Annotated in this window: 23 protein-coding genes; 19 read left to right on the top strand and 4 right to left on the bottom strand. The window is 44.5% G+C overall.

The window, feature by feature from the left end:
• The first annotated feature begins 15 nt into the window (after window positions 1–15).
• The 10 genes from ahrC (at window position 16) to ACEN8J_RS07415 (ending at window position 10,918) form a co-directional block, all read left to right on the top strand.
• Window positions 16–465: a transcriptional regulator AhrC/ArgR gene (gene ahrC, locus ACEN8J_RS07370; protein ID WP_013310809.1), complete on the top strand. Its 450-nt coding sequence runs from the start codon at window positions 16–18 to the stop codon at window positions 463–465.
• Window positions 466–523: 58 nt separating this feature from the next.
• Window positions 524–2,242, top strand: coding sequence for a DNA repair protein RecN (gene recN, locus ACEN8J_RS07375; RefSeq protein ID WP_029517269.1), 1,719 nt, complete (start codon window positions 524–526; stop codon window positions 2,240–2,242).
• 123 nt (window positions 2,243–2,365) lie between these two features.
• The gene (gene spoIVB / locus ACEN8J_RS07380) at window positions 2,366–3,526 is read left to right on the top strand and encodes a SpoIVB peptidase (protein WP_069012724.1); all 1,161 of its coding nucleotides are present in this window, start codon (window positions 2,366–2,368) and stop codon (window positions 3,524–3,526) included.
• A gap of 216 nt (window positions 3,527–3,742) precedes the next feature.
• Window positions 3,743–4,546, top strand: coding sequence for a sporulation transcription factor Spo0A (gene spo0A / locus ACEN8J_RS07385; RefSeq protein ID WP_029517271.1), 804 nt, complete (start codon window positions 3,743–3,745; stop codon window positions 4,544–4,546).
• 463 nt (window positions 4,547–5,009) lie between these two features.
• Complete coding sequence (locus ACEN8J_RS07390; protein WP_029517272.1) at window positions 5,010–5,483, top strand: hypothetical protein; 474 nt, start codon at window positions 5,010–5,012, stop codon at window positions 5,481–5,483.
• Window positions 5,484–6,093: 610 nt separating this feature from the next.
• Window positions 6,094–6,408: a tyrosine-type recombinase/integrase gene (locus ACEN8J_RS07395; protein ID WP_161626998.1), complete on the top strand. Its 315-nt coding sequence runs from the start codon at window positions 6,094–6,096 to the stop codon at window positions 6,406–6,408.
• A 318-nt stretch (window positions 6,409–6,726) separates the two neighbouring features.
• Window positions 6,727–7,476 (top strand): class I SAM-dependent methyltransferase, encoded by a 750-nt coding sequence (locus ACEN8J_RS07400; protein ID WP_495594382.1) that lies wholly within the window; start codon window positions 6,727–6,729, stop codon window positions 7,474–7,476.
• Window positions 7,477–7,777: 301 nt separating this feature from the next.
• Entirely contained in the window at window positions 7,778–9,478 is a 1,701-nt protein-coding gene (locus tag ACEN8J_RS07405; RefSeq protein ID WP_495594383.1) for a methyl-accepting chemotaxis protein, read from the top strand.
• Between the two features lie 164 nt (window positions 9,479–9,642).
• On the top strand, window positions 9,643–10,146 hold the full coding sequence (locus ACEN8J_RS07410) for a hypothetical protein (protein ID WP_495594384.1): 504 nt from the start codon (window positions 9,643–9,645) through the stop codon (window positions 10,144–10,146).
• 367 nt (window positions 10,147–10,513) lie between these two features.
• Complete coding sequence (locus tag ACEN8J_RS07415; RefSeq protein ID WP_069012721.1) at window positions 10,514–10,918, top strand: hypothetical protein; 405 nt, start codon at window positions 10,514–10,516, stop codon at window positions 10,916–10,918.
• Window positions 10,919–11,024: 106 nt separating this feature from the next.
• Here the strand turns inward: ACEN8J_RS07415 and ACEN8J_RS07420 are convergent, their stop codons facing one another.
• Window positions 11,025–11,801, bottom strand: coding sequence for a sporulation protein (locus ACEN8J_RS07420; protein WP_495594385.1), 777 nt, complete (start codon window positions 11,799–11,801; stop codon window positions 11,025–11,027).
• Window positions 11,802–11,972: 171 nt separating this feature from the next.
• A complete protein-coding gene (locus tag ACEN8J_RS07425) occupies window positions 11,973–12,569 on the bottom strand; it encodes a thymidine kinase (protein WP_029517279.1) in 597 nt (198 codons plus the stop codon).
• Between the two features lie 208 nt (window positions 12,570–12,777).
• Here ACEN8J_RS07425 and ACEN8J_RS07430 point away from each other — a divergent pair, with 208 nt between their 5' ends.
• From ACEN8J_RS07430 to lipB, 6 genes are all read left to right on the top strand, one after another.
• A complete protein-coding gene (locus ACEN8J_RS07430; protein ID WP_069289844.1) occupies window positions 12,778–13,011 on the top strand; it encodes a hypothetical protein in 234 nt (77 codons plus the stop codon).
• Between the two features lie 126 nt (window positions 13,012–13,137).
• The gene (gene lpdA, locus ACEN8J_RS07435) at window positions 13,138–14,559 is read left to right on the top strand and encodes a dihydrolipoyl dehydrogenase (RefSeq protein WP_069012719.1); all 1,422 of its coding nucleotides are present in this window, start codon (window positions 13,138–13,140) and stop codon (window positions 14,557–14,559) included.
• A 140-nt stretch (window positions 14,560–14,699) separates the two neighbouring features.
• Window positions 14,700–15,728, top strand: a complete 1,029-nt coding sequence (locus tag ACEN8J_RS07440; protein WP_029517281.1) for a thiamine pyrophosphate-dependent dehydrogenase E1 component subunit alpha — start codon at window positions 14,700–14,702, stop codon at window positions 15,726–15,728.
• Window positions 15,729–15,730: 2 nt separating this feature from the next.
• Window positions 15,731–16,717 (top strand): alpha-ketoacid dehydrogenase subunit beta, encoded by a 987-nt coding sequence (locus tag ACEN8J_RS07445; protein ID WP_029517282.1) that lies wholly within the window; start codon window positions 15,731–15,733, stop codon window positions 16,715–16,717.
• An 87-nt stretch (window positions 16,718–16,804) separates the two neighbouring features.
• A complete protein-coding gene (locus ACEN8J_RS07450; RefSeq protein ID WP_340932510.1) occupies window positions 16,805–18,196 on the top strand; it encodes a dihydrolipoamide acetyltransferase family protein in 1,392 nt (463 codons plus the stop codon).
• Window positions 18,197–18,241: 45 nt separating this feature from the next.
• On the top strand, window positions 18,242–18,940 hold the full coding sequence (lipB, locus tag ACEN8J_RS07455; protein ID WP_029517284.1) for a lipoyl(octanoyl) transferase LipB: 699 nt from the start codon (window positions 18,242–18,244) through the stop codon (window positions 18,938–18,940).
• Window positions 18,941–19,060: 120 nt separating this feature from the next.
• Here lipB and prli42 read toward each other — a convergent pair whose 3' ends face one another.
• Window positions 19,061–19,165, bottom strand: coding sequence for a stressosome-associated protein Prli42 (gene prli42, locus ACEN8J_RS07460; RefSeq protein WP_023989226.1), 105 nt, complete (start codon window positions 19,163–19,165; stop codon window positions 19,061–19,063).
• 85 nt (window positions 19,166–19,250) lie between these two features.
• On the opposite strand from prli42, the gene ACEN8J_RS07465 reads away from it, so the two are divergent.
• On the top strand, window positions 19,251–20,384 hold the full coding sequence (locus ACEN8J_RS07465) for a tripeptidase T (RefSeq protein WP_029517285.1): 1,134 nt from the start codon (window positions 19,251–19,253) through the stop codon (window positions 20,382–20,384).
• 71 nt (window positions 20,385–20,455) lie between these two features.
• Here ACEN8J_RS07465 and mciZ read toward each other — a convergent pair whose 3' ends face one another.
• Window positions 20,456–20,599: a Z-ring formation inhibitor MciZ gene (gene mciZ / locus ACEN8J_RS07470; protein WP_080658620.1), complete on the bottom strand. Its 144-nt coding sequence runs from the start codon at window positions 20,597–20,599 to the stop codon at window positions 20,456–20,458.
• A 125-nt stretch (window positions 20,600–20,724) separates the two neighbouring features.
• Between mciZ and ACEN8J_RS07475 the strand changes: the two genes are divergently transcribed.
• Together ACEN8J_RS07475 and ACEN8J_RS07480 are read left to right on the top strand one after the other, a co-directional pair.
• Window positions 20,725–21,336 carry an NUDIX domain-containing protein gene (locus tag ACEN8J_RS07475; protein ID WP_029517286.1) on the top strand — a complete coding sequence of 204 codons (612 nt, stop codon included), beginning with the start codon at window positions 20,725–20,727 and terminating at the stop codon, window positions 21,334–21,336.
• A gap of 4 nt (window positions 21,337–21,340) precedes the next feature.
• Complete coding sequence (locus tag ACEN8J_RS07480) at window positions 21,341–22,537, top strand: endonuclease Q family protein (RefSeq protein ID WP_495594386.1); 1,197 nt, start codon at window positions 21,341–21,343, stop codon at window positions 22,535–22,537.
• Window positions 22,538–22,655 lie beyond the last annotated feature (118 nt).

Below are 22,655 nucleotides of genomic sequence, written 5' to 3' on the forward strand. Positions count from 1 at the left end.
CCATAGGAGGATTATATGAAGGGTCAACGACATATTAAAATTAGGGAAATTATTTCACAACATGAGATTGAGACGCAGGATGATCTGGTTGAAGCATTGCGTAAGGCTGGTTTTCAGGTCACACAGGCGACCGTATCGCGTGATATCAAGGAGCTACTGCTCATCAAGGTCCCAATGGACGATGGCAGATATAAATATTCGATGCCTTCAGATCAGCGCTACAATCCAGCCCAGAAACTGAAACGTACGTTGGTTGATAACTTTTTGCATATTGACTACACAACCAATCTGATTGTGATGAAGTGTCTGCCGGGAACAGCCAACTCGATTGCTGCTTTATTGGACAATATTGAATGGTCCGAAATTATGGGTACGATTAGCGGAGATGACACCATTTTGATTATTTGCCGATCGGAAGAAAACAGCGAAGCTATCGTGAATCGTCTTATGGGCTACATTTCCTAATTATAATGGCTACGCATATTAGGCGTTTTAATTTGTACATCATAGAGGTGAAAGAACGATGCTGGTCACTTTGTCTATACGGAATTTGGCGGTCGTAGAGGCCGTCGATGTTCATTTTTATAAAGGGTTTCATGTGTTGAGCGGGGAAACAGGTGCTGGTAAATCCATTATTATCGATGCGCTTGGGCTAATTGCAGGCGGTAGGGGCTCTGCTGATTTAGTACGTTACGGTTGTGATAAAGCAGAGATGGAAGCCTTGTTTGAACTGCCAGTAAAACATCCCGTTTGGAATACACTTGAGGAACAAGGGATTAAGGCTAATGCGGAGGAGCATTTGCTAATTCGTCGTGAACTTACGGTTCAGGGAAAAAGCTCTTCTCGAATTAACGGCCAGATGGTTAATTTAACGATGCTGCGTGAGGTAGGTGAACAACTCGTCAATATACACGGGCAGCATGAGCATCAAAGCCTGCTACGTGCAGATCGCCATCTGGCGCTGCTGGATACGTTCGGTGATTCGGTGATCGGTCCGGTCAAAACGCTTTATCGGGAGCGTTACAATGCTTTTGTCAAAGCGGAAAAAGAAGTAAGAGAACTGCAAAGCTCCAGTCAAAAGGCTTATCAGCTTTTGGATATGTACCGATTTCAACTAGAAGAGATCGCTGCGGCGGAGTTGAAATTGGGAGAAGATGAATTATTGGCAGAAGAACGGGTCAAGCTATCCCATAGTGAGAAAATGATGGATGGGATATCAGGAGCATACGAACTCTTAAGCGGCAGAGGTGGACTGGATACGATCAATAACGTGTTGTCCAGATTGAACGATGTCCAAAACTATGACAGCAAAAGCCTTCAGCCCATTGCAGAGCAGATTCAGTCTGCTTTTTACCAGTTGGAGGACGCAGCATTCCAATTACGTTCTTATCGTGAGGATATTGAATTTAATCCAGGCAAGCTGCATGAAGTGGAACAACGTTTGAATCAAATTACCGGATTACAGCGAAAATATGGTGATAGTATAGAGCAGATTTTGGAATACTATAGCCGTATTGAGCAGGAAACCGATCTGCTGGAAAATAAAGATGAGCGGCTGGAGCAGCTTATTGCAAAACGGGACGAGTTGCTGTCCGATTTGCTTGAGATTTCGGAAGAGCTTACAGAAGCACGTGAAATTTGCGCTGAAGAGCTTGCAGAGCAAGTGGAGCAGGAGTTAAAAGACCTGCAGATGGAAAGAACGTCACTCAAGGTGCGCATTGATCCAATTGAAGATCCACGCGGATATGAGTATAAAGGTCTGAAGGTAAGACCTACCAAGCAGGGTATTGATAATGCGGAATTTCTTATTTCCCCCAATCCAGGTGAGCCATTGCGTCCACTTGGCAAGATCGCTTCAGGCGGTGAGCTATCACGTATCATGTTGGCGATGAAAAGTATTTTTGCGCGTCATGATCAAATTCCAGTACTCATTTTTGACGAGGTGGATACCGGGGTGAGTGGTCGTGCAGCTCAATCCATTGCCGAGAAGCTATATCGTTTATCTTCCGTTTGTCAGGTGTTCTCCATTACTCATTTGCCACAGGTGGCATGTATGGCAGATCATCAGTACCTTATTGAGAAAAATGTTCATGACGGACGGACCATGACTCAAATTGAGGGACTTACGGAGGACGGGCGTGTCAAAGAATTGGCACGGATGCTGGGCGGTGTGGAAATTACCGAAAAAACATTGCATCACGCACAGGAAATGCTGAATTTGGCGGAAGGAAAGAAAGCCTGAAAAGAGCGGCCGGCGTAATGTTTAACAGTTATAAAAGCCTGGGGGCAAGGTTACCTTATAGGTACGCAATTGGCGACCACCTTTACTCGTCAAGCGAAAGAAGCAAAGGGAGCGTGACAGCCATTGAATTTTTACTCCAGGATCAAATTGCTCGGTCTTTTGCTTGTTTTTCTTATGTGTTCTATCGGTAACGCTCAGCATGTGCAAGCAGCGCTGCCTCCACAAGCTTCTTTGGATTTGTTCGGTTCTAAAAGCGTGAGGACAACCCAAGAAAGTGTAATTCCCGATTTAAAAGTATACCCGGGAGGGCAGACGATTGGGGTTAAAGTAAAATCTTCAGGAGTGCTTGTCGTCGGTCACCATATCATTCAGGAAAGTAATGATCGTAAGGTATCACCTGGTGAAACAGCGGGGATTCGCCTAGGGGATCGGATTACACACATGAACGGCAAACCACTCAATAGCCTGGCAAGGGTTGCTGAAGTAGTAGACGAAGCAGGTAAGAATAAAAAGGCGCTCGACATTACGCTTTGTCGAGGTGAGCAGACCATTTCCACCAAGTTAACACCAGCATATGATCAGGATGATAAAGCATGGCGGCTTGGGTTGTATATTAGGGACTCGGCTGCAGGTGTAGGTACATTAACGTTTTACGCACCAGACCAAGGTGTATACGGGGCCTTGGGCCACGTAATTACCGATATGAATACCCAAACCCCTATTGTCGTGGGAAGCGGAGAGATTGTGCAGTCCAATGTGACATCAATTGCGAAAAGCCAAAGTGGGGAACCAGGAGAAAAACGCGCTCATTTTCTCAAAGATCATCGGGTATTAGGAAATATTGAACGAAATACGAATTTCGGAATCTTTGGGAAAATGTCAGATGAGCCGCAATATGGATTGTATTCGACTCCTATTCCGGTGGCTCTTGCGAATGAAGTAAAGGAAGGACCTGCAGAAATTTTGACTGTACTGGAAGGTCAACAAATTCAGCGGTTTCAGGCGGAAATTGTACACATTTCTCAGCAGGACAAACCGGCAACCAAAGGACTTGTGATTCGTATTGTAGATCCAAAGCTGTTGGATAAGACCGGGGGAATCGTGCAAGGAATGAGCGGTAGTCCGATCATCCAAAATGGTAAGCTTATCGGGGCTGTAACACATGTATTTGTGAATGATCCTAAATCAGGTTACGGTTGTTTTATCGAATGGATGCTGCGCGATGCAGGAATCATGCAGAATAACGTAAGCTTAAAATCATCTTCTAATCTTAAGGCGAGCTAGTGGCCTTAAGATTTTTTTGTCGAAAAGCAGGGGAATAGCTCATAATTGCAAGATAAACAATCAATTATAATAGAAACTATAAAAAAAATAAATAAAAATAATTTTCGACAGAAGGAATTCATAATTCGATGTCGAAATCATATACTCCGACAAGAAATATTTATATACTGTAAACAGATATCACAATGGAATATCACTCAATGAGGAGGAAGTACATTGCAAAAAATTGAGGTATTGTTGGCAGATGATAACCGGGAATTTACGAATTTGCTTGCTGAATATATTTCCGATCAGGAGGATATGGAAGTTACAGGAATCGCCTATAACGGCGAAGAAGTGCTCCAACGCATCGCAGAATCCCGCAACATACCTGATGTACTTATTTTGGATATTATTATGCCTCATCTGGATGGTCTCGGTGTATTGGAGCGTTTGAGAGAAATGAACCTAACTCCACAGCCGAAAATCATTATGCTGACTGCATTCGGACAAGAAAATATTACACAGAGGGCCGTACAGCTCGGGGCGTCTTATTATATTTTGAAGCCGTTTGACATGGAAGTGCTGGCTAACCGTGTTCGCCAATTGGTGGGACCTCAGTTAGTTAACAGCAGTCCGGTGACCATTTCATCCATGCGGTCCAACGTTGTACCTATGGGTAAGACGAAAAACCTGGATGCCAGTATCACGGCCATCATACATGAAATTGGTGTACCAGCTCACATCAAGGGCTATCAATATTTACGTGAAGCCATTACGATGGTGTACAATAATATCGAAATTTTAGGAGCCATCACCAAAACATTATATCCGGCAATTGCCGAAAAGTTCAAAACGACGGCATCTCGCGTAGAACGCGCCATTCGTCATGCTATCGAGGTAGCATGGACCCGCGGAAATATCGACAGTATTTCACACCTGTTCGGTTACACCATTAATATCAGTAAGTCCAAACCAACCAATAGTGAGTTCATAGCGATGGTGGCAGATAAGCTGAGAATTGAGAACAAGGTGTCCTGAAAGGATCAGAATGATTGATAAAGCAAGGAATTCTTGGGTTTTGACATTTATGAATGATAATTGTAGGGACGGCTACGAATCTCCATAACAGTCGTCCCGATACCGATTAACTTCTGAATAGTAGACAACTGATACCGCCTTTTTATTGGTTCTTCCAAAGACCAGTAAAGGAGCGGTATTTTTTATAAACGATTTTGAAATTCCCCGTCACCATATCAAGTATCTACTTGAGACAGGACGAGTAAAAGCTTGTAATCCAATAAGTACTAAACAATTTTGGTCGGAAGTGGTGAACAAAACGAAATGAAATATTAAAAAAATAATATATAAATTCAAACATTGGATAAAAATTTCAAAAAAACATATTAGTACCTTTTTACTATTGTATATGGATTAGATAAATGCAATACTAGAATGGTAGCTGGCCAGCTTAAATACTTTGCCCATAGGAGGCTTGGTTGTTGTGAAAAAAAGAATCGCCGTAATTTTATTGTTTATGTTTGCAATGTTCTCCACATTTAGTTCTGTAAGTGCAGCCGACGGAACCGTTCCGCTGTATCGTTACTACAACAACGTTGACCATTTCTATACCACTAATTTTGATGAGCTTGGCAACGGTATGAGTGGATATAGACTTGAAGGCATACAAGGTTACATTTTCTCGCAACAGCAACCAGATACATCACCGTTATATAGATACTATAATGGTACAGATCACTTTTATACCATTAATTTTGATGAGCTTGGCAATGGCATGAATGGTTATAGCCTTGAAGGCATACAAGGTTACATTTTCCCGCAACAGCAACCAGACACATCACCGTTATATAGATACTATAACGGTACAGATCACTTCTATACCACTGATTTTAACGAGCTTGGTAATGGAGGATCCGGTTATTCTTTTGAAGGCATAGCAGGGTATATTCCGAATTGAGACGCTCACCTCAGGAATCGAAAGTTCATCGCAGTGGTGGCAGATAAACTACAGATTGAGAATAAGGTGAAGCATAACAATTCAGCCAATACCGCTGATTTATTGGGTCATCCGTGACCAATAGATCAGCGGTATTTTTTTATGGAAGATTTTGAATTTCAACTGTATAGTTTTATGCTTTACTGTTCGTCTAAGAATATTGCACGTAAAACTTTAGTAGTTACGAAACTGACCATAAAGTTGTTCGGTAAGCATTTACAAGATCAGTATCAGATTGAATACGTGAAGAAAGTTCAGTCTTGACACTTCCGGCAGTACATTAAATATTTGCAGGAACCTTGGAAGTATACAGTAGTCAATAGGTGGAGACTAGGAGAAGAAGCACCTAGAGAAATATTCAGACCTCAAGAAGAACATTTCCACAACCACAATTGCAAACTATATTCGGAATATAAAGGTGTTCTTCAATTATCTCTACGAAGAGGAACTTGAAATACCAAAAAATCCGGTTGAAGCATTGAGAACCCGAAAGTATAACGTAAGGTAAATAAGACTTTAACAACAGAACAAATCAAAAAGGTGTTGGGTCAATTTGATGCGGCTACTTTTCATGGGTATTCGAAACTATGCAATTACCTGTTTACTGCTTGGTAAGGGGATGAGAAAAGGTGAATGCCTGAGTCTACAGCCAGAATCCTTTGATTTCAAGCACAAAAGTATATTTGTGAAGAATGCTAAGAATAAGAAGGAGAAGTATGTTTATTTTTCCTTCAGATCAGTTAACAAGATAAAAAGCTGGATGCGTTATAAAGACCGCTACTCTGAAGCCTATTTCTGCATTGCCAACCTTATATTCTGTCTAATCAATCGTACCGCTGCCAATAGTCTGCCATGGGCTTTGCTTGTATTAGCTTTCGCCCTTTAAGTACTGTTGTACGGCTCCTTCATTAAAGATAATGGCATGGTGAGCGTCTCAGCTTTTATTCTAGTGGACGTACAATGGTGTTGGTGCGAAGAATATGCTTGATCGACAAGTTCTATTAGAAATATAATTGAAACAATCTTTCAAATGAGGTGAATCGGATGTCTTTCCGTATTGTTCGAAGTATTTAGTTTCCGGGTTGGAAAAAACGCGTACCAGCCGTCAAGGGGGGAGTTTATCCTTTTGACTAAACAAACTAAAATTTTGAATATCGGTCTGCTAGCCCGTAGCTTTTATCCTTATTTGGAAGGTGAAAAGTAAATGAATTCAATAGAGTATAAAGAGTTTTATGATAAGATTGGAAAAATCAACGGATGGGATTTCAGTAAGGTGAAATGTATCTCCAAAGGCGTAAAATGGGACTTCTACAATGAAGTAGCGAAGACATGCAAGAAGTCGGACATATTGCTTGACATCGGTACTGGCGGCGGGGAAGCCATTTTATCAATAGCAGATTCTGCATTACTTCTAGTTGGGATTGACCATTCCACCGGAATGATTGAAACAGCAACCAAGAATTCTGCTGAATCAGACATAGCAAATGTTCGTTTTCTCCAGATGGGTGCTGAAAATCTAAATTTTCCTGAGAACTTCTTTAATGTAATCTCTTCTAGACACTCATGTTTTTATGCAAAAGAAATAGAAAAGGTGTTAGTAAAGGGTGGTATGTTCCTGACACAGCAAGTAAGCGAAAACGACAAATTAAATATTAAAGAAGCGTTTGGAAGAGGTCAGGCATGGGGGGCTAAGAAAGACTCATTAAAAGCTAAATATATTACGGAATTAAGTGATGCGGGCTTTAACGACATACAGTCATTTGAATTCAATGCAACCGAATATTATCAGACTCCTGCAGACTTAATATTTCTCTTGAAACACACTCCAATTATTCCCAACTTTGGAGATGAAGAAATTGATTTTCATATACTCCAGCAATTTATTATGGACAATCAAACCGAAATAGGAATAAGGACAAATTCAGAACGATTTATGGTGATTGCTAGGAAGTAAAACATAAAAGGATACCCGCTTTTGGGTATCTTTTTTTTAATTTAGAAGTTTGATGCAATAAGTGAATAAAGATTTTCAGCATCTCTCTTGCTATATATGACGGTACAATTGTTGGGAATTATAAAACATAATGCTCTACAAGAGGTTTATAAAATAAGCCTGAATCAGTTGCACCAACCATCACGAGGAGAAAACTCCCTTTTGTAAACAGTTCTGAAATTCTCTTTAAATTTGATATAAACAATGTGTCGTTTCTTGTCGATATAGTATCTAATTATAAAGAGAACTGAGGAGCGAATATATGAAATTTAACATCCGAACAAAATTGATATTGGGTTTTCTTGCGGTAATAATCCTATTGATCGTGATTAGTACAGTATCTATCTCCAGAATGAAAAAATTAGGTGACACTTCGATGGCAATCGATAGTCATTGGATGCCAAGTGTGACCATTCTGGGGACACTAAATGGTGATGTATCTGATGTAGAGCGGATTTCATTAAACATTATTGTAGAACGTGACCCAGAGGAAATGGAGAAGGTTCAGGCCGAATTTGATAAGGTTCTAAAAAAGGTTGAGGACGGCCGAAAAACATACGAAAAATTAATTGCTACCCCTAAAGAACGCGAAATGTATGAAGAATTCTCCAAAAATTATACGGAGTATTTGGCTAAGTTGCCAGAAGTGATTGAAGCGGGTAAAGCTAATGATTACACTCAATCAAGCATCCTTCATCAAGAGTCCTATAAGTTATGGTATAGTTCAAACGATATGATCAGTCAGCTCATTAAATTGAATGCAGATGGATCTAAACAAACTACGAAAGAAGCGGTTGACAACTTTATTTCAGGTAGACAACTGGTCATCGTTTTGAGCGTTGCAGCCGTTATATTAGCATTGATCATGGCAATCATCATAGCCCAAATTATTTCTAAACCTATCTTGCGAATCAGTCGTGCTGCTGAAAGTATCGCATCGGGTGATCTTACAAGTGAAGATATCATTGTGAAGGGCAAGGACGAAATCAGTACGTTGGCACATTCTTTCAATGTCATGGTTGAGAACCTTCGTGAACTGATTCAATCTGTGAGTAAGACGACTGAGCTGGTAACCACTTCCTCAGAAGAATTGACGGCCAGCGCAGAGCAAAATAGCCAAGCTTCTGCACAAATAACCGAAACGGTGCAAGAAGTAGCTACTGGAACAGGAGACCAGGTAGATATGGTGACGAAATCGTCCCAAGCTATTGAGGAAATGTCTATCGGTGTTGAGCAAATCGCCATCCGCGCGCAAAATGTATTCGCATCTGCGCAAGATGCGGCCCATAAATCGGCTGAAGGTAACCAGATGATTCAACAGGCAGTTACGCAGATGAACGCCGTGAATGATTCGATGAATGGATTGGCAGATCTCATGGCTGGATTGGGAGAGCGCTCAGACGAAATTGGCAAGATCATTGATGTTATCACCAATATTTCTAGTCAGACCAACCTTCTTGCCTTGAACGCTGCGATTGAAGCGGCCCGTGCAGGAGAACATGGTCGTGGATTTGCTGTAGTTGCAGGCGAAGTTCGCAAGTTGGCTGAACAATCGGCTCATTCTGCTCAACAAATTACGGAGCTTGTGGGATTGATTCAAAAGGATACTACCCATGCTATTGAGGCGGTAGCGTCCAACGGGAAGGATGTCATGACAGGTCGTGAAGTTGTACAAAATGCAGGCGCATCCTTTGAACTCATTCAGGAAACCGTAAATAAAGTGGCCAGTGAAATTGAAGAGGTTTCTGCCGGATCAGAACAAATGTCTGCAAGTACTGATGAGATTGTTGGTTTTGTCAGACAAATTTCAGCAATTGCTGAAGAGGCTGCAGCCGGGACACAGCACGTGTCTGCTGCGACTCAAGAACAACTGGCATCGATGGAGGAAATTGCTTCCTCTGCAAGAAACCTGTCCAAAATGGCAGAAGATCTGCAAGGACAAATTGGTAAATTCAAAGTATAATTCATATACTGCTTTTTATGTCTCAGAGGAATAGCTGCTCTATTGTGAGCGGCTTTTTTCTGTTTTTTATTAATACATTGCAATTAAAGAGTGGAGATAAGAAGAGCCTGTAATTGGAACGATATGATATAATGGTGGGAAATTCTTTGGGTTGGAGTGACATCATGGACAATAAGACTGAACTTAAAGCAAGTGACCTACGTCAGTTAGCGATAGATAAAATCATAGCCACACCATTTTTGAATGATTTTAAGTATCTGAAAAGCAGAAAAGTTTTGAAAAAAGACACCAAGGAATTTATATTTGAAATTTATTTTGGTGCGACTAAATATGGTGCATTAAAAGTTTATATTATCGTGGAATCCAAAAAAATAAAAAAGAAGTATAGTACGGGGGCTTGTTTTCAGAGTGAGTTGATTGCTCTGACTAAGAAATATACGGGAAACAGGGATTACCTTGTGTCCACAGAAGCAGAAAGAGAGCGCGTGATCCAAGAGATTATTGAAGATATCTACACTTTCGCGTTGCCTTTTTTCAAGCGATTTGAACATATAGAAACACTAGCAGAACAAGTACATAAGTCAGGTTTTTTACCGCATCGCAAACGCTTTGATAAGTTTAATCCGTTGACGAAAAGATTCATTGATTTTTATTATCAAGGGGAGTAATGTAGCCATCTGAGGCATTTTTGTTCTTGTTCTCACCATTGAGCAGTAGATAAGCATTTTGATAAGGAGAACGATTTCCCTAGAGTAGATATTATCGTTTTTTAAAAGGATGATGTACAATTTGTAAAACGGTCAATGTACTCCTCAGGAGAAGATGATTTACCTAACATGCTCAATTTCTTGCTAAGAGGCGAGTCAATGTTGCATTAGAGGGTACGGTTTTTATGTGGGTAGGCATTGGATGAACAGCACAGAGGCTGTACACACGGGTATATTTTAATGAATAAAACTATAGGCTAAGTCATCGCATTGAACGGGCTAGTGGTATTAACCCAATTGATTCTAAAGCAAAGGCGGGGATGAGAGCATGTGGAATAGTCTGACTTGGGTGTTCTTCGGCGTGTTGTTGGTGGCATTGGGTTGGATTGTTAAAGCAAGGCGTAATCGCAGCAGCAACAAACAAGTGAATGAACAGCGGGGCAGTAATGTCGTTGAATTTCGTCCTCGTAAGTCTGCTCGACAATCCCGAACTGGAAATGAATCTAAGTCTAAAGGGTCTTCCGGTTCACGCGTGAATACAAAAGCAGCAGGTATTCAGGCCCAAACTGGATTTGGACTGTCTGACTCAATCCAGGGCACTGGCAAGCAAAAATGTTCCTTTTGTAAAAAAGAAGAGAAATTAACCTTCTATGCGGATGACAATGGATCGCTGTATGGGGTCTGCAAAGAGTGTAAGCATAAGGCGGAAAGACAAGATATGTTGCCACTTTAGTCTATACAGACTGTTGAGGACCATCATTAAGAGAATTCTTAAACTAATAAAAACTCCCAACCCATGTAGTAATTGGTTAGGAGTTTTTTGCCTATGTTCTACATTGTTATCTAAGTTGCCTGTAAATTAATTCCTCAAGCGCATCTGCTATGTGATCTGGTCCATAGGATAGCTCTTCCCGGCTTAAGCTCAACCAGGCATGACGCTCATCCATATCAAAGGCACTCTCCAGCCAGCCAGACAACCCTCTGCCCCTGCGGTCTACTTCTACAAGCACATGCACACCCTCGGGTTCCAACTGCATAACCAACTCTAGTTCCTCGATATCCCGTGCATATTCCGAGCCGGGCGTAAATTCAAACTCCTGCACGAATGGAACACTGCGTCCAAGCTTGGGGTGACGTTCGCATGAGGAGGAGCGGAATCGGAAACCCAACAGGTGAACCGCCTCAAACACTGTATTCATATAGGGATGTGGCTCAATTTTGAGTGAATCACGATCGGTCGGGTCCAAAGCCATGCCAATATCTAATGCTGTTTCCAGCCAGACGGGCTGTTTGGCGTGAGTAACAGGAGTTTCCAACGGCAATCTGAAGGAAAAAGGAATTTCAAGCTCTTGTCCTTGCTCTAGATGAAAGCCGTCAGATACCTTAATTCGTGCAATGCAGCAGGTGGTGGTAGTTTTTTTATCATCGTGCTCCACGATATATTCAGTCTTGAGCTCGATGTCAATTTTGCCGATTTCCTGATCAATTTTGCCGCCTTTGATGCGCATGACGCCACTAAGTTCTTCCCCAGGCACATATACGGCTTGATCCACCAGCGTATCGACTTTAGCTGAACCGATTCCTGCGCTTGCTAAGATTTTGTTAAAGAAACTCATTATTCCGTCCCCCCATATAATCTCATGGTCATGATATACAAACGAAGACTAAAAACTTGTACAGCTTAACCGGATATACGGGGGAATGATTCGAATCGTTCCAAAAAAATGCAAGAAAAAAGTCACTGATACTCACGTAGGCATATTGCAGTTTGTCGATCCATCTGTCTACTAATCGCAGTTCACTTTATGAGGAGGTATAAAGCAATTTCGACAACGAGGCTCATAAGCCTCAGAGTCGCCGATCATCACAATAGGTCCCACAGTGGAAGGTTTACCATTTACCATACGTTGCGTAAATACTGCTTCCGAGCTGCCACATACAGCGCAAAAGGAAGTCAGCTTCTCGATGTCATCCGCCATGGCGAGCAGACCACCGACATAGCCGAATTCCTTGCCTCGGTAATCCAGATTCAGCCCATCGGCAATGACATGCTTGCCGCAATAAGCTAGCTCTTGTACGAGCGACATAATATGACGACTGAAAAACTGGACTTCGTCAAAGGCAACCACGTCGGCATCTTGTGTTTCTTGCAAAATACGCTGAACGAGCTCATCTGTGAGTTTTCTGGGGATAGAGATAGCGGGCAGCCGATATCCGATCCGGCTTACTATTTCGTCCTCGGCATAACGATTATCTTCAGCGGGTTTGTAAGCGACCACTTTACGATGCCCGTATTGGATTAGTTTTTGACAGCGGCGAATCAATTCGCCGGATTTTTCACTGAACATGGGGCCTGTAATAATCGTAATTCGTCCTGTAGGCAAAGCGAATTCCCCTCTCTCTAACATGTACATAACACTGTTAATCTTCTTCTCCGAAAGAAAACGCCATTATAGATTACCATAACCAGCCGTATACAGACTAGAGAAAATATATTGATTTTCGACATGTTTTTGTATGTCCATTCCTAAAACGTAAATGTGGTCGTCATTGCTCTGCCGCCGCGGGCATGATATGGTGAAGCGTAGTGGAATGAAGGGAAGAGTGAAAGGCATGGACGAAAAAAATACGGATTATAGTGCCAAAAAAGGAGCATTACTGGAGCAAGGACTGATCAGCCCGCAAGCTCTAGAACTCATCACTGAGCTGGAGACAGAGCTGAACTTTCTGCGCAAGCAAAATGAATCATTTCGCAAGGCGCTGCGAGCCAAATCAGCACAAAGTTCAAGGATGTCTACCAAATTACGAGATGCGCTGTATGAATGATATGGAAAGAGATCTGGATTAAAGGGTTAACTTTTTTGTAGCCTATGCCTAAACGCTATATTTTGTACAGTGAAATAAAGAGAGTACAATAAGCTATATATAATCAATTGTTAATGGAGGAGAAACATGACTATACATTGTGATGTCGCTATTTTGGGTGGAGGAACCGGGGGGTATGTAGCAGCTATTCGTGCCGCCCAGCTTGGCAAAGAAGTGGTTATCATCGAAAAGGACAAGCTTGGCGGAACCTGTCTGCACCGTGGTTGCATTCCGAGTAAGGCCTTGCTGCGCAGTGCGGAAGTATATGCGACAATTAAGGAAAGTGCACAATACGGTATTGAGACATCGGGAGCACAGCTTGTATTTCCCAAGGTTCAGGAGCGTAAGGAAGCCGTTGTGGAGCAGTTGCATCAGGGCGTTCAATTTTTGATGCGTAAAAATAAAATTACGGTGCTGAGCGGTAAGGGACGCGTGATTGGGCCGTCTATATTTTCTCCAAAAAGCGGGGCAGTTGCTGTGGAATTAGAAGATGGCGAGATGGAGACGATTGTTCCTGCACATCTCATTATTGCAACGGGATCACGCCCGCGTGTGCTGTCCGGGCTAGAGCCAGATGGCGAATTTATTCTGAGCAGTGACGAAGCGTTAACGATGGAGGAGCTACCCGCATCCCTGATTATCGTGGGCGGTGGTGTGATTGGCGTGGAGTGGGCTTCCATGCTAAATGATTTTGGCGTAGAGGTTACGGTGGTTGAAGCCGCGAATCGCCTCATCCCCACGGAAGACGAAGACGTTTCGCGTGAAATGCAGCGCTTGTTAACCAAGCGTGGTGTCAAGGTGCTGACGGGTTCACAAGTGCTGGCTAAAACATACGGCAAAGATGAGGAAGGCGTACAGATTGACGTGCAAAAAGGGGAAGAAACCGAAACCCTCAGCGCTTCCAAATTGCTCATTTCTGTAGGGCGTCAGGCCAATGTGGAAAATATCGGGCTGGAAAATACGGATATCCGCGTAGAGCATGGCTTTATCTCGGTTAATGAGCATTTGCAGACGAATGAGCCACATATTTACGCCATTGGAGATTGTATCGGCGGCTTACAACTGGCGCATGCGGCAAGCCATGAAGGTTTGCAGGCGGTTCATCATCTGGCGGGCGAAGAGTTTCACAGTGTACCTAACCATCTGATTCCGCGGTGTATTTATACACGGCCTGAAGCCGCGAGCGTCGGCTTAACGGAGCAAGAAGCCCGTGAGCGTGGACATCAGGTGAAGACAGGGAAGTTCCCTTTTCAAGCTATCGGAAAATCGCTAGTATACGGCAGTCGGGACGGCTTTGTCAAAGTAGTGGCCGACGAGAAGACCCATGATATTCTCGGTGTACATATGATCGGTACGCATGTGACGGATCTGATCAGCGAGGCCGCTCTTGCGCAACTGCTGGATGCTACGCCGTGGGAAGTCGGACAGCTTATTCACCCGCATCCGACGTTGTCGGAGATTTTGGGAGAAGCGATGTTGGCCGTTGATGGACAGGCGATTGGCATATAGACCTTTCAAATAAATCGGTGCTTTTCTTTTTGGGCAGAAAAGGATTATAATGGGGTTAGCCAGAGTTTAGTACCAGGTTTTAAGACAAGATGGTACTAGGTACTGGAAGTAGGATGTTTGACACTTAAGGAGGTGCCTCAATGAGTTCTAAAGGCGCTGTAGACGCTGGCTTCAGACATGAGCAGCTGGGACTTACTCACGGACAAGTTATTGATATGTACAGATATATGTTGCTCGCAAGAAGATTTGACGAGCGCAACATGCTCCTGCAACGGGCAGGGAAAATTAATTTCCACGTTTCTGGCATTGGACAGGAGGCGGCACAAGTAGGTGCAGCTTTCGGCCTTGACCGGGAAAAGGACTATTTTCTTCCCTATTATCGGGATTATGGATTCGTGCTTGCGGTAGGAATGACGCCGCGCGAACTGATGCTGTCGGCATTTGCTAAGGCAGATGATCCCAATAGCGGTGGTCGCCAGATGCCAGGTCATTTTGGTAGTAAACGGCTACGTATTGTGACAGGCTCCAGCCCAGTAACGACACAGGTTCCGCATGCAGTGGGTGTAGCTTTGGCTGCCAAAATGCAGAAAAAGGATTTTGTATCATTTGTTACGTTTGGGGAAGGCTCCAGCAATCAGGGAGATTTTCACGAGGGCTGTAACTTTGCTGGTGTACAGAAGCTGCCAGTCATCATTATGTGCGAGAACAATCAATATGCGATATCGGTTCCGATTCATAAACAGTTGGCAGGCAAGGTAAGCGACCGTGCATTGGGATATGGATTCCCAGGGATTCGAGTCGATGGTAATGATGCGTTGGCCGTATATGCGGCGGTGAAAGAAGCACGGGAACGTGCTGTCCGTGGTGAAGGTCCTACGTTGATCGAAGCCATGATGTACCGTCTGTCTCCTCACTCCACCTCGGATAATGATCTGGCTTACCGAACCAAGGAGGAAGTGGATGAGAATTGGGCCAAGGATGGCGTAGCCCGTATGAAAAGCTACTTGATTGAATGCGGCATTTGGGATGAGGCCAAGGATGCGGATCTGTCGGCTGAGCTGCTGCTCGAAATCAAGGAAGCGATTGAATATGCAGATAATGCGCCTTTTCCAAAGCCCGAAGATACGCTGCTGCATGTGTATGCAGATAGCGATGGGGAGGGCCTGTAACGATGGCGATTATGGAATATATTGATGCGATTCGTCTTGCGATGAAAGAAGAGATGGAGCAGGATGAAACAGTTTTTGTATTAGGTGAGGATGTTGGGGTGAAGGGCGGTGTCTTTACAACGACAAAGGGACTGATGGACCAATTCGGTGAGCAACGTGTCATGGATACGCCATTGGCTGAGTCGGCTATTGCCGGGGTAGCGATTGGTGCAGCCATGTACGGAATGAAGCCGATTGCTGAAATGCAATATTCGGACTTCATGCTTCCGGCGACGAATCAGATTATTAGTGAAGCAGCTAAAATCCGCTACCGCTCTAACAACGATTGGAACTGTCCTGTTGTAATTCGCGCACCAATCGGTGGAGGGATCTTTGGCGGTTTGTATCACTCTCAGTGTCCAGAATCTATCTTTTTTGGTACGCCGGGTTTGAAAATTGTTGCTCCATTTACACCTTATGACGCAAAAGGATTGCTGAAAGCAGCCATTCGTGACCCTGATCCAGTGCTATTTTTTGAAAATAAAAAATCCTACAAGCTGATCAAGGGTGAAGTGCCTGAGGATGATTATATCGTTCCGATTGGCAAGGCTAATCTATTACGTGAGGGTGACGATATTACGGTCATCGGTTATAGCCAGCCTTTGCATTTTGTCATGCAGGCTGCTGAGGAATTGGAGAAGGAAGAGGGCATTACTGCACAGGTTGTGGATTTGCGCACACTCCAACCGCTGGACCGCGAAGCCATTGTTGAGGCTGCACGACATACGGGTAAGGTATTAATCGTGCATGAGGACAACAAAACGGGCGGCATCGGTGCCGAGGTATCGGCTATTATTAATGAGGAATGTCTGTTCGAGCTGGATGCACCGATTGAGCGCCTATGTGCTCCTGATGTGCCAGCCATGCCGATTAGCCCACCGATGGAGAAGTTTTATATGTTAAACAAGGATAAAGTGAAGGAAGCCATGCGCCGTCTTGCAATGTATTAATATAGGGAAGATTGGACGAAAGCATTCCAAAAGTGTAGTGGGGTAGCGGTAAAACGCGCCCTTCTATGATGTTAAGGAGTTGAAAAAATGTCAGACCAAACACAATGGAACGACGTGACCATGCCACAATTGGCAGAATCGCTCGTATCGGCGACAATTGCCAAATGGCTCAAACAACCTGGGGAAACGGTAGAGCAATTCGAGCCGATTTGCGAGGTTATTACAGATAAAGTGAATGCAGAAATTCCATCCACATTGGACGGCATTATGGGTGATCTGTTGGCAGAGGAAGGTCAGACAGTAGCGGTAGGTGAGTTAATTTGCCGTATTCAGACGAAGTCGGCTGCACCTGCAGTGGCATCAGGGGCGACACCTGTTGCACCAGCATCTCAAAGCACCGTACAAACACAAACTCAGCAGAGTGCTGGATCGGATCAGTCCATGAGAGGACGGTTTTCCCCAGCGGTGCAAACCCTGGCTGCTGAGCATAATGTGGACTTAAGCCAAGTACCAGGCACGGGCATGGGGGGACGAATTACCCGCAAAGACGTGCTGAATTATGTGCAGCGGGGCAGTTCCGCTGCCACTGGAGCATCTGGACAGCCGACTGTGACGGCAACAGGACAAGGCTCTCCTTTTGCAGGAAGACAGCAGTCTGCCCCTCAGTACAGTACACCGATTCAAAATATGGACCCTGCTATTCCGGTTCGTAACAGTGGGATTCATTTGACGGAGGCTCCAAAAGCTCCTGTGATCGAAGTTGAGGGTGGCAACAATAACAGATCCGAGTATTTTATTGATGTTACACCCATTCGCAGTGCAATTGCTCGCAATATGCGACAAAGCGTTTCGGAAATTCCACATGCATGGACGACGATTGAGGTGGATGTGACCAATCTGGTGATGCTCCGCAACAAGATTAAAAACGAATTTAAGCAAAAAGAAGGAATTAATATTACGTATCTGGCTTTCCTCATGAAAGCAGTCGTGAATGCAATCAAGGAATATCCGATTATGAATTCGGTCTGGGCAGTGGATAAAATTATCGTCAAAAGAGACATCAATATTTCGCTAGCCGTGGGTACAGAGGACTCCGTTCTTACCCCTGTTATTAAAAAAGCGGATCAGAAAAATATTGCTGGATTAGCTCGTGAAATTGACGATTTGGCACGTAAAACCCGGGAAGGCACGCTCAAATTGGACGACATGCAAGGCGGAACGTTCACTGTAAACAACACAGGCTCCTTTGGTTCCATTTTATCTTATCCGGTGATTAACTATCCGCAGGCTGCAATTCTTACCTTTGAATCCATTGTCAAAAGACCCGTGGTTATCGATGATATGATTGCAGTTCGCTCAATGGCTAATTTGTGCTTGTCGCTGGATCATCGTATTTTGGATGGAGTGATCTGTGGACGATTCTTGCAACGGGTTAAAGAAAATCTTGAAGGCTACACTTTGGATACGAAGCTGTACTAATCATCCGAACAGTTGAGGAAATGTACGGAGAGGAAGTGACAGGCCGTGAACAGACGACCGCTTGATGTAACCTATACGAATAGGATGGAATATGCCCATGCATGGGATGTCCAGAAGGAGATTGTGGGAAAGCTGGATGCGGGAGAGGCAAGAGAAACGCTTATGCTTCTCCAGCATCCACCGACCTACACGATTGGCTCTCAGCGGCATCCTGAGCATTTGCTCCTCACACCAGAGCAACTGAAGGAGCAGGGAATCAGCGTCTTTCAGATTGACCGTGGGGGAGACATTACATATCATGGGCCGGGGCAGCTTGTCGGATATCCTCTACTTATGCTCGGCAACCGGGAGGCGCTGAATCTGCATGGATACCTTCGAAGTCTGGAGGAAGTGATCATTCGGTTGTTGGCATCTTATGGGGTTGAGGGAAGTCGTAAGCCTGAATATACGGGGGTATGGATCGGGAATCTTAAAATTGCGGCCATTGGTGTCAAATTCAACAAGTGTAAGCACCGCCGGGGCTTCGTAACCAGCCATGGCTTTGCCTTTAACATCAAATCAGGGATACAGCATGAGGGCTTTGAGGGCATTGTCCCGTGCGGAATTCAGGAATACGGTGTGACATCATTGGAGGACTGCATACAGAAGCCTACGTCGGTGGAGCAGATTGCGAAGGAAATTGTACCGTACTTTGAACAGCAATTTTCATTTGCTGCGCAATGGCAAACGCATTCTTTCCAATAAAGGTAAGGCGGGCTATTGTGTATTTACACGGGAGCCCGCCTGTTTGCTTTACGTAACAGCTCGTCCACTCAAGGCTTCATAATGCCTTAGAGCAGCCGGATACCTTGAGCGGTATAGTTATTATAGTGGCATAATAAACGGCTCAATTACCATGAACAGTGTAGAACCAATCATAGCTGCGAGCATAATGTAGACGAAAAAACGAACCCATTTTTTGTTCGACATGTGTAACTCCTTTAGGATAGGTTTAAGTCATAGATAAGAACATCTATCCGTATTGTAGCGTAATCGGGAAAGAGAGGAAAGTTTAATGACAGTAAAAGTAGTAAAAGACCGAATCGTACAGGAATTTATGGAACTCGTACAGGTGGATAGCGAAACGAGAAATGAGCAGGAAATATCACGCGTCCTAAAAGAAAAGTTTAATGCTCTCGGGCTGGAAGTAATGGAAGACGATTCTCGTGAAAGAACTGGACATGGTTCAGGCAATCTGATCGTCACCTGGAAAGCGGAAGGTGTAGAGCAAGCACCCAAATTATTTTTTACCTGCCACATGGATACCGTTACTCCGGGTAAAGGCATTAAGCCGCAGTTGGGTGAGGATGGCTGGATTCGTAGTGACGGTTCAACGATTCTGGGGTCTGACGACAAGGCGGGAATTGCTGCTTTGTTCGAGGCGATTCGTGTCGTGCGTGAACAGAATATTCCCCATGGTCAAATCCAGTTCGTGATTACGGCTGGCGAGGAATCTGGTTTGATGGGGGCACGTGCGATGAAGCCAGACGTGCTAGATTCTGATTTCGGATATGCTTTGGATTCGAATGGTGAGGTCGGCTCTATTTGTATAGCTGCCCCCACGCAGGCACGTATTGAAATGAAGATTACTGGGAAGTCCGCTCATGCGGGGGTAAATCCCGAAGATGGCATTAGTGCCATTCAGGTCGCTTCTAAAGCAATTTCTAAAATGAAACTAGGACGGATTGATAAGGAAACGACCGCTAACATCGGCAGTTTTGAGGGCGGCGGCGCGACGAATGTGGTATGCGATTTTGTGTTGATTCGTGCAGAGGCACGTAGTATTGTGCAGGAAAAGGTTAATCATCAAATTCAGCATATGCGTGAAGCGCTGGAAACCACCGCACGCGAATTTGGTGCACAGGGAGAGTTCCGCAGTGAAGTCATCTATCCGGCATTCAGCTTTACGGAGCATGATGAAGTTGTACAGGTTGCACAACGTGCAATTCAAGGACTGGGACTGGCAACGCCAACCTTTCATTCCGGTGGTGGCTCAGATGCAAATGTGTTCAACGGGCTTGGAATTCCGACGGTGAATTTGGCTGTGGGCTATCAGAACATCCATACAACAGAGGAAAAGATCAAGGCCGATGACCTGGTGAAGGTTGCTGAAGTTGTCGTAGCTCTGATTCAAGAAACCACAAAATAAACTTGTATCATACACTTGCAATATATTGAAAAAAGGTTCAGGTTAAAGACAGGAACAGTGTTCCTTCGTCTTTAGACCTGAACCTTTTTTGGAACAACTAGCGAAGCGATAGTGGCTGTAGGTCCGTGTTCCTTTTGCCATTGGCGCAAGAGTGCTTGAATCTGCCAAGCTTTACCAACGATATGGAGGGTGCTTTCAGTACGGTAGCTTTTCATTTCTGCATCTCCTCATGACAGGAAGTTTGTTATTCTACCACCAGCTTATGTACAAAGTGGACAAGTTAGACTAACTTTGGTGATAATTAATAAAGAAAGATAGATATGAAGGAGGAAACTTACTGATGAACGAGCAAACGAATGGACAATTGAACAATTCAACAAACGATGCACCTCGCAAGCCTTATTCGAATCCTGCGCTAGACGAAAAGACCGTGTCCACACAGCCTATCTTTGAGGGAAAGGTTATTACATTACAGGTGGACACGGTAGAGCTTCCCGACGGCTCCACTGGAAAGCGTGAGATCGTAAAGCATCCAGGTGCGGTGGCTGTTTTGGCTCTACATGAAGGGAAAATGCTGGTCGTGGACCAGTACAGACAGGCGATGGGGCGCTGTGAGGTGGAAATTCCTGCAGGTAAGCTGGAGCGGGGTGAAGACCCGATGGAAGCAGCGGGACGTGAGCTGAGAGAAGAGACAGGTTATACTGCCAAGTCGTTGAAGCTGCTGCATTCCTTTTATACCTCTCCTGGGTTTGCGGATGAAATCATTCATCTGTATGTGGCCGAAGAGCTGGAGTTAGGTGAGATGGAACCGGATGAGGATGAATTTCTGGAGCTGTTTGAGGTGACGCTGGAAGAAGCACAGACGCTCATTCGCGAAGGACGGATTAGTGATGCCAAAACGATTCTGGCCGTCTATGCATGGCAACTCCGCCAACTTACAGGGAGCTTCTAAGCGTATGGATGAAAATATAGTAGAACTTAACGACTACTTTGCAGACTTGCATATTCATATTGGCAGGACAGAGAAGGGAAATCCGGTCAAAATTAGTGGCAGTCGCGATCTGACCTTTGCCAACATAGCTAAGGAAGCCTCCGGTCGCAAAGGAATTGGGCTGATCGGTATCATTGACTGCCATGCACCTAATGTACAGGAGGATATTCGTACCTATTTACATACGGGTGAAATGAAGGAAATCAGCGGCGGGGGTATCGCATACCGAGATACGGTTATTCTCCTTGGCACGGAGCTGGAAATACGTGCCGAAGGTCGTCCTGAGGCGCACGTACTGGCCTATTTTCCAGATCTGGTGGTGATGGAGGATTTTACCCAATGGCTGGCCCGGCATATGAAAAATGTTAATCTCAGTTCACAACGAATCTATGCACCGCCACGCGAGTTGCAGCAGCAAATTTACGGACGTGGAGGCATTATGGTGCCAGCGCACGTGTTTACTCCTCATAAGGGCATATACGGCAGTTCAGCGGCCCGTATGGAGGAACTGCTGGATATGGAGCTCATTAGTGGGGTGGAGCTGGGACTGAGCGCAGATTCGTCTATGGCCGGTTTAATTTCGGAACTGGATCGCTTCAGCTTTCTCACGAATTCAGATGCCCATTCACTCGGGAAAATCGGACGAGAATACAATAAATTATCACTGGCGAAGCCGTGTTTTGATGAATTCAGAATGGCTTTGGAGCGGCGGGAAGGACGACGGGTGCGTGCCAACTACGGATTAAATCCAAAACTGGGCAAATACCATCGCTCTTACTGTCAAAGCTGCGGTACGATTATTGACGAGCAACAGATGGCGGATGAACGCTGTCCTGACTGTGGTCATACCAAGCTGGTGCGAGGAGTGCTGGATCGAATATGGAGCATTGCCGACCGTGAGCAACCCATGATTCCCTCCCATCGTCCGCCGTACATTTACCAGATTCCACTGGAATTTATTCCAGGTCTGGGCAAAGCCAAGCTGAACCAGCTATTGGCTGCATTTGGAACAGAAATGAATATTTTACATGAGGTTACACAGGAGGAGTTAGCAGCAGTCGTCGGAAAAGTGCTGGCAGAGCAAATTGTGCTTTCACGCGAGGGGCGACTGTCGCTTGTATCCGGTGGTGGTGGAACATACGGCAAAATAGCTAAGTCCTAGTAAAGTCTTGTCCCTCTAAAGGCATATCAGCGTCTGCTTGTTCATAACCATAAATTATCTATGCCGCTGGCTTGGCACATCATTCGTGATGTTTGATCCGCAGCGAAAGCTGCCCCAT

The organism is Paenibacillus sp. Paensp38 (assembly GCF_059491915.1).

What these genes read in the sequence shown, in the direction of transcription:
- ahrC (WP_013310809.1), top strand. Translation starts at nt 16, where the DNA reads ATGAAGGGTCAACGACATATTAAAATTAGGGAAATTATTTCACAACAT.
- recN (WP_029517269.1), top strand. Translation starts at nt 524, where the DNA reads ATGCTGGTCACTTTGTCTATACGGAATTTGGCGGTCGTAGAGGCCGTC.
- ACEN8J_RS07395 (WP_161626998.1), top strand. Translation starts at nt 6,094, where the DNA reads ATGGGTATTCGAAACTATGCAATTACCTGTTTACTGCTTGGTAAGGGG.
- ACEN8J_RS07400 (WP_495594382.1), top strand. Translation starts at nt 6,727, where the DNA reads ATGAATTCAATAGAGTATAAAGAGTTTTATGATAAGATTGGAAAAATC.
- ACEN8J_RS07405 (WP_495594383.1), top strand. Translation starts at nt 7,778, where the DNA reads ATGAAATTTAACATCCGAACAAAATTGATATTGGGTTTTCTTGCGGTA.
- ACEN8J_RS07410 (WP_495594384.1), top strand. Translation starts at nt 9,643, where the DNA reads ATGGACAATAAGACTGAACTTAAAGCAAGTGACCTACGTCAGTTAGCG.
- ACEN8J_RS07415 (WP_069012721.1), top strand. Translation starts at nt 10,514, where the DNA reads ATGTGGAATAGTCTGACTTGGGTGTTCTTCGGCGTGTTGTTGGTGGCA.
- ACEN8J_RS07420 (WP_495594385.1), bottom strand. Translation starts at nt 11,801, where the DNA reads ATGAGTTTCTTTAACAAAATCTTAGCAAGCGCAGGAATCGGTTCAGCT.
- ACEN8J_RS07430 (WP_069289844.1), top strand. Translation starts at nt 12,778, where the DNA reads ATGAAGGGAAGAGTGAAAGGCATGGACGAAAAAAATACGGATTATAGT.
- lpdA (WP_069012719.1), top strand. Translation starts at nt 13,138, where the DNA reads ATGACTATACATTGTGATGTCGCTATTTTGGGTGGAGGAACCGGGGGG.
- ACEN8J_RS07440 (WP_029517281.1), top strand. Translation starts at nt 14,700, where the DNA reads ATGAGTTCTAAAGGCGCTGTAGACGCTGGCTTCAGACATGAGCAGCTG.
- ACEN8J_RS07445 (WP_029517282.1), top strand. Translation starts at nt 15,731, where the DNA reads ATGGCGATTATGGAATATATTGATGCGATTCGTCTTGCGATGAAAGAA.
- ACEN8J_RS07450 (WP_340932510.1), top strand. Translation starts at nt 16,805, where the DNA reads ATGTCAGACCAAACACAATGGAACGACGTGACCATGCCACAATTGGCA.
- prli42 (WP_023989226.1), bottom strand. Translation starts at nt 19,165, where the DNA reads ATGTCGAACAAAAAATGGGTTCGTTTTTTCGTCTACATTATGCTCGCA.
- ACEN8J_RS07465 (WP_029517285.1), top strand. Translation starts at nt 19,251, where the DNA reads ATGACAGTAAAAGTAGTAAAAGACCGAATCGTACAGGAATTTATGGAA.
- mciZ (WP_080658620.1), bottom strand. Translation starts at nt 20,599, where the DNA reads ATGAAAAGCTACCGTACTGAAAGCACCCTCCATATCGTTGGTAAAGCT.
- ACEN8J_RS07475 (WP_029517286.1), top strand. Translation starts at nt 20,725, where the DNA reads ATGAACGAGCAAACGAATGGACAATTGAACAATTCAACAAACGATGCA.
- ACEN8J_RS07480 (WP_495594386.1), top strand. Translation starts at nt 21,341, where the DNA reads ATGGATGAAAATATAGTAGAACTTAACGACTACTTTGCAGACTTGCAT.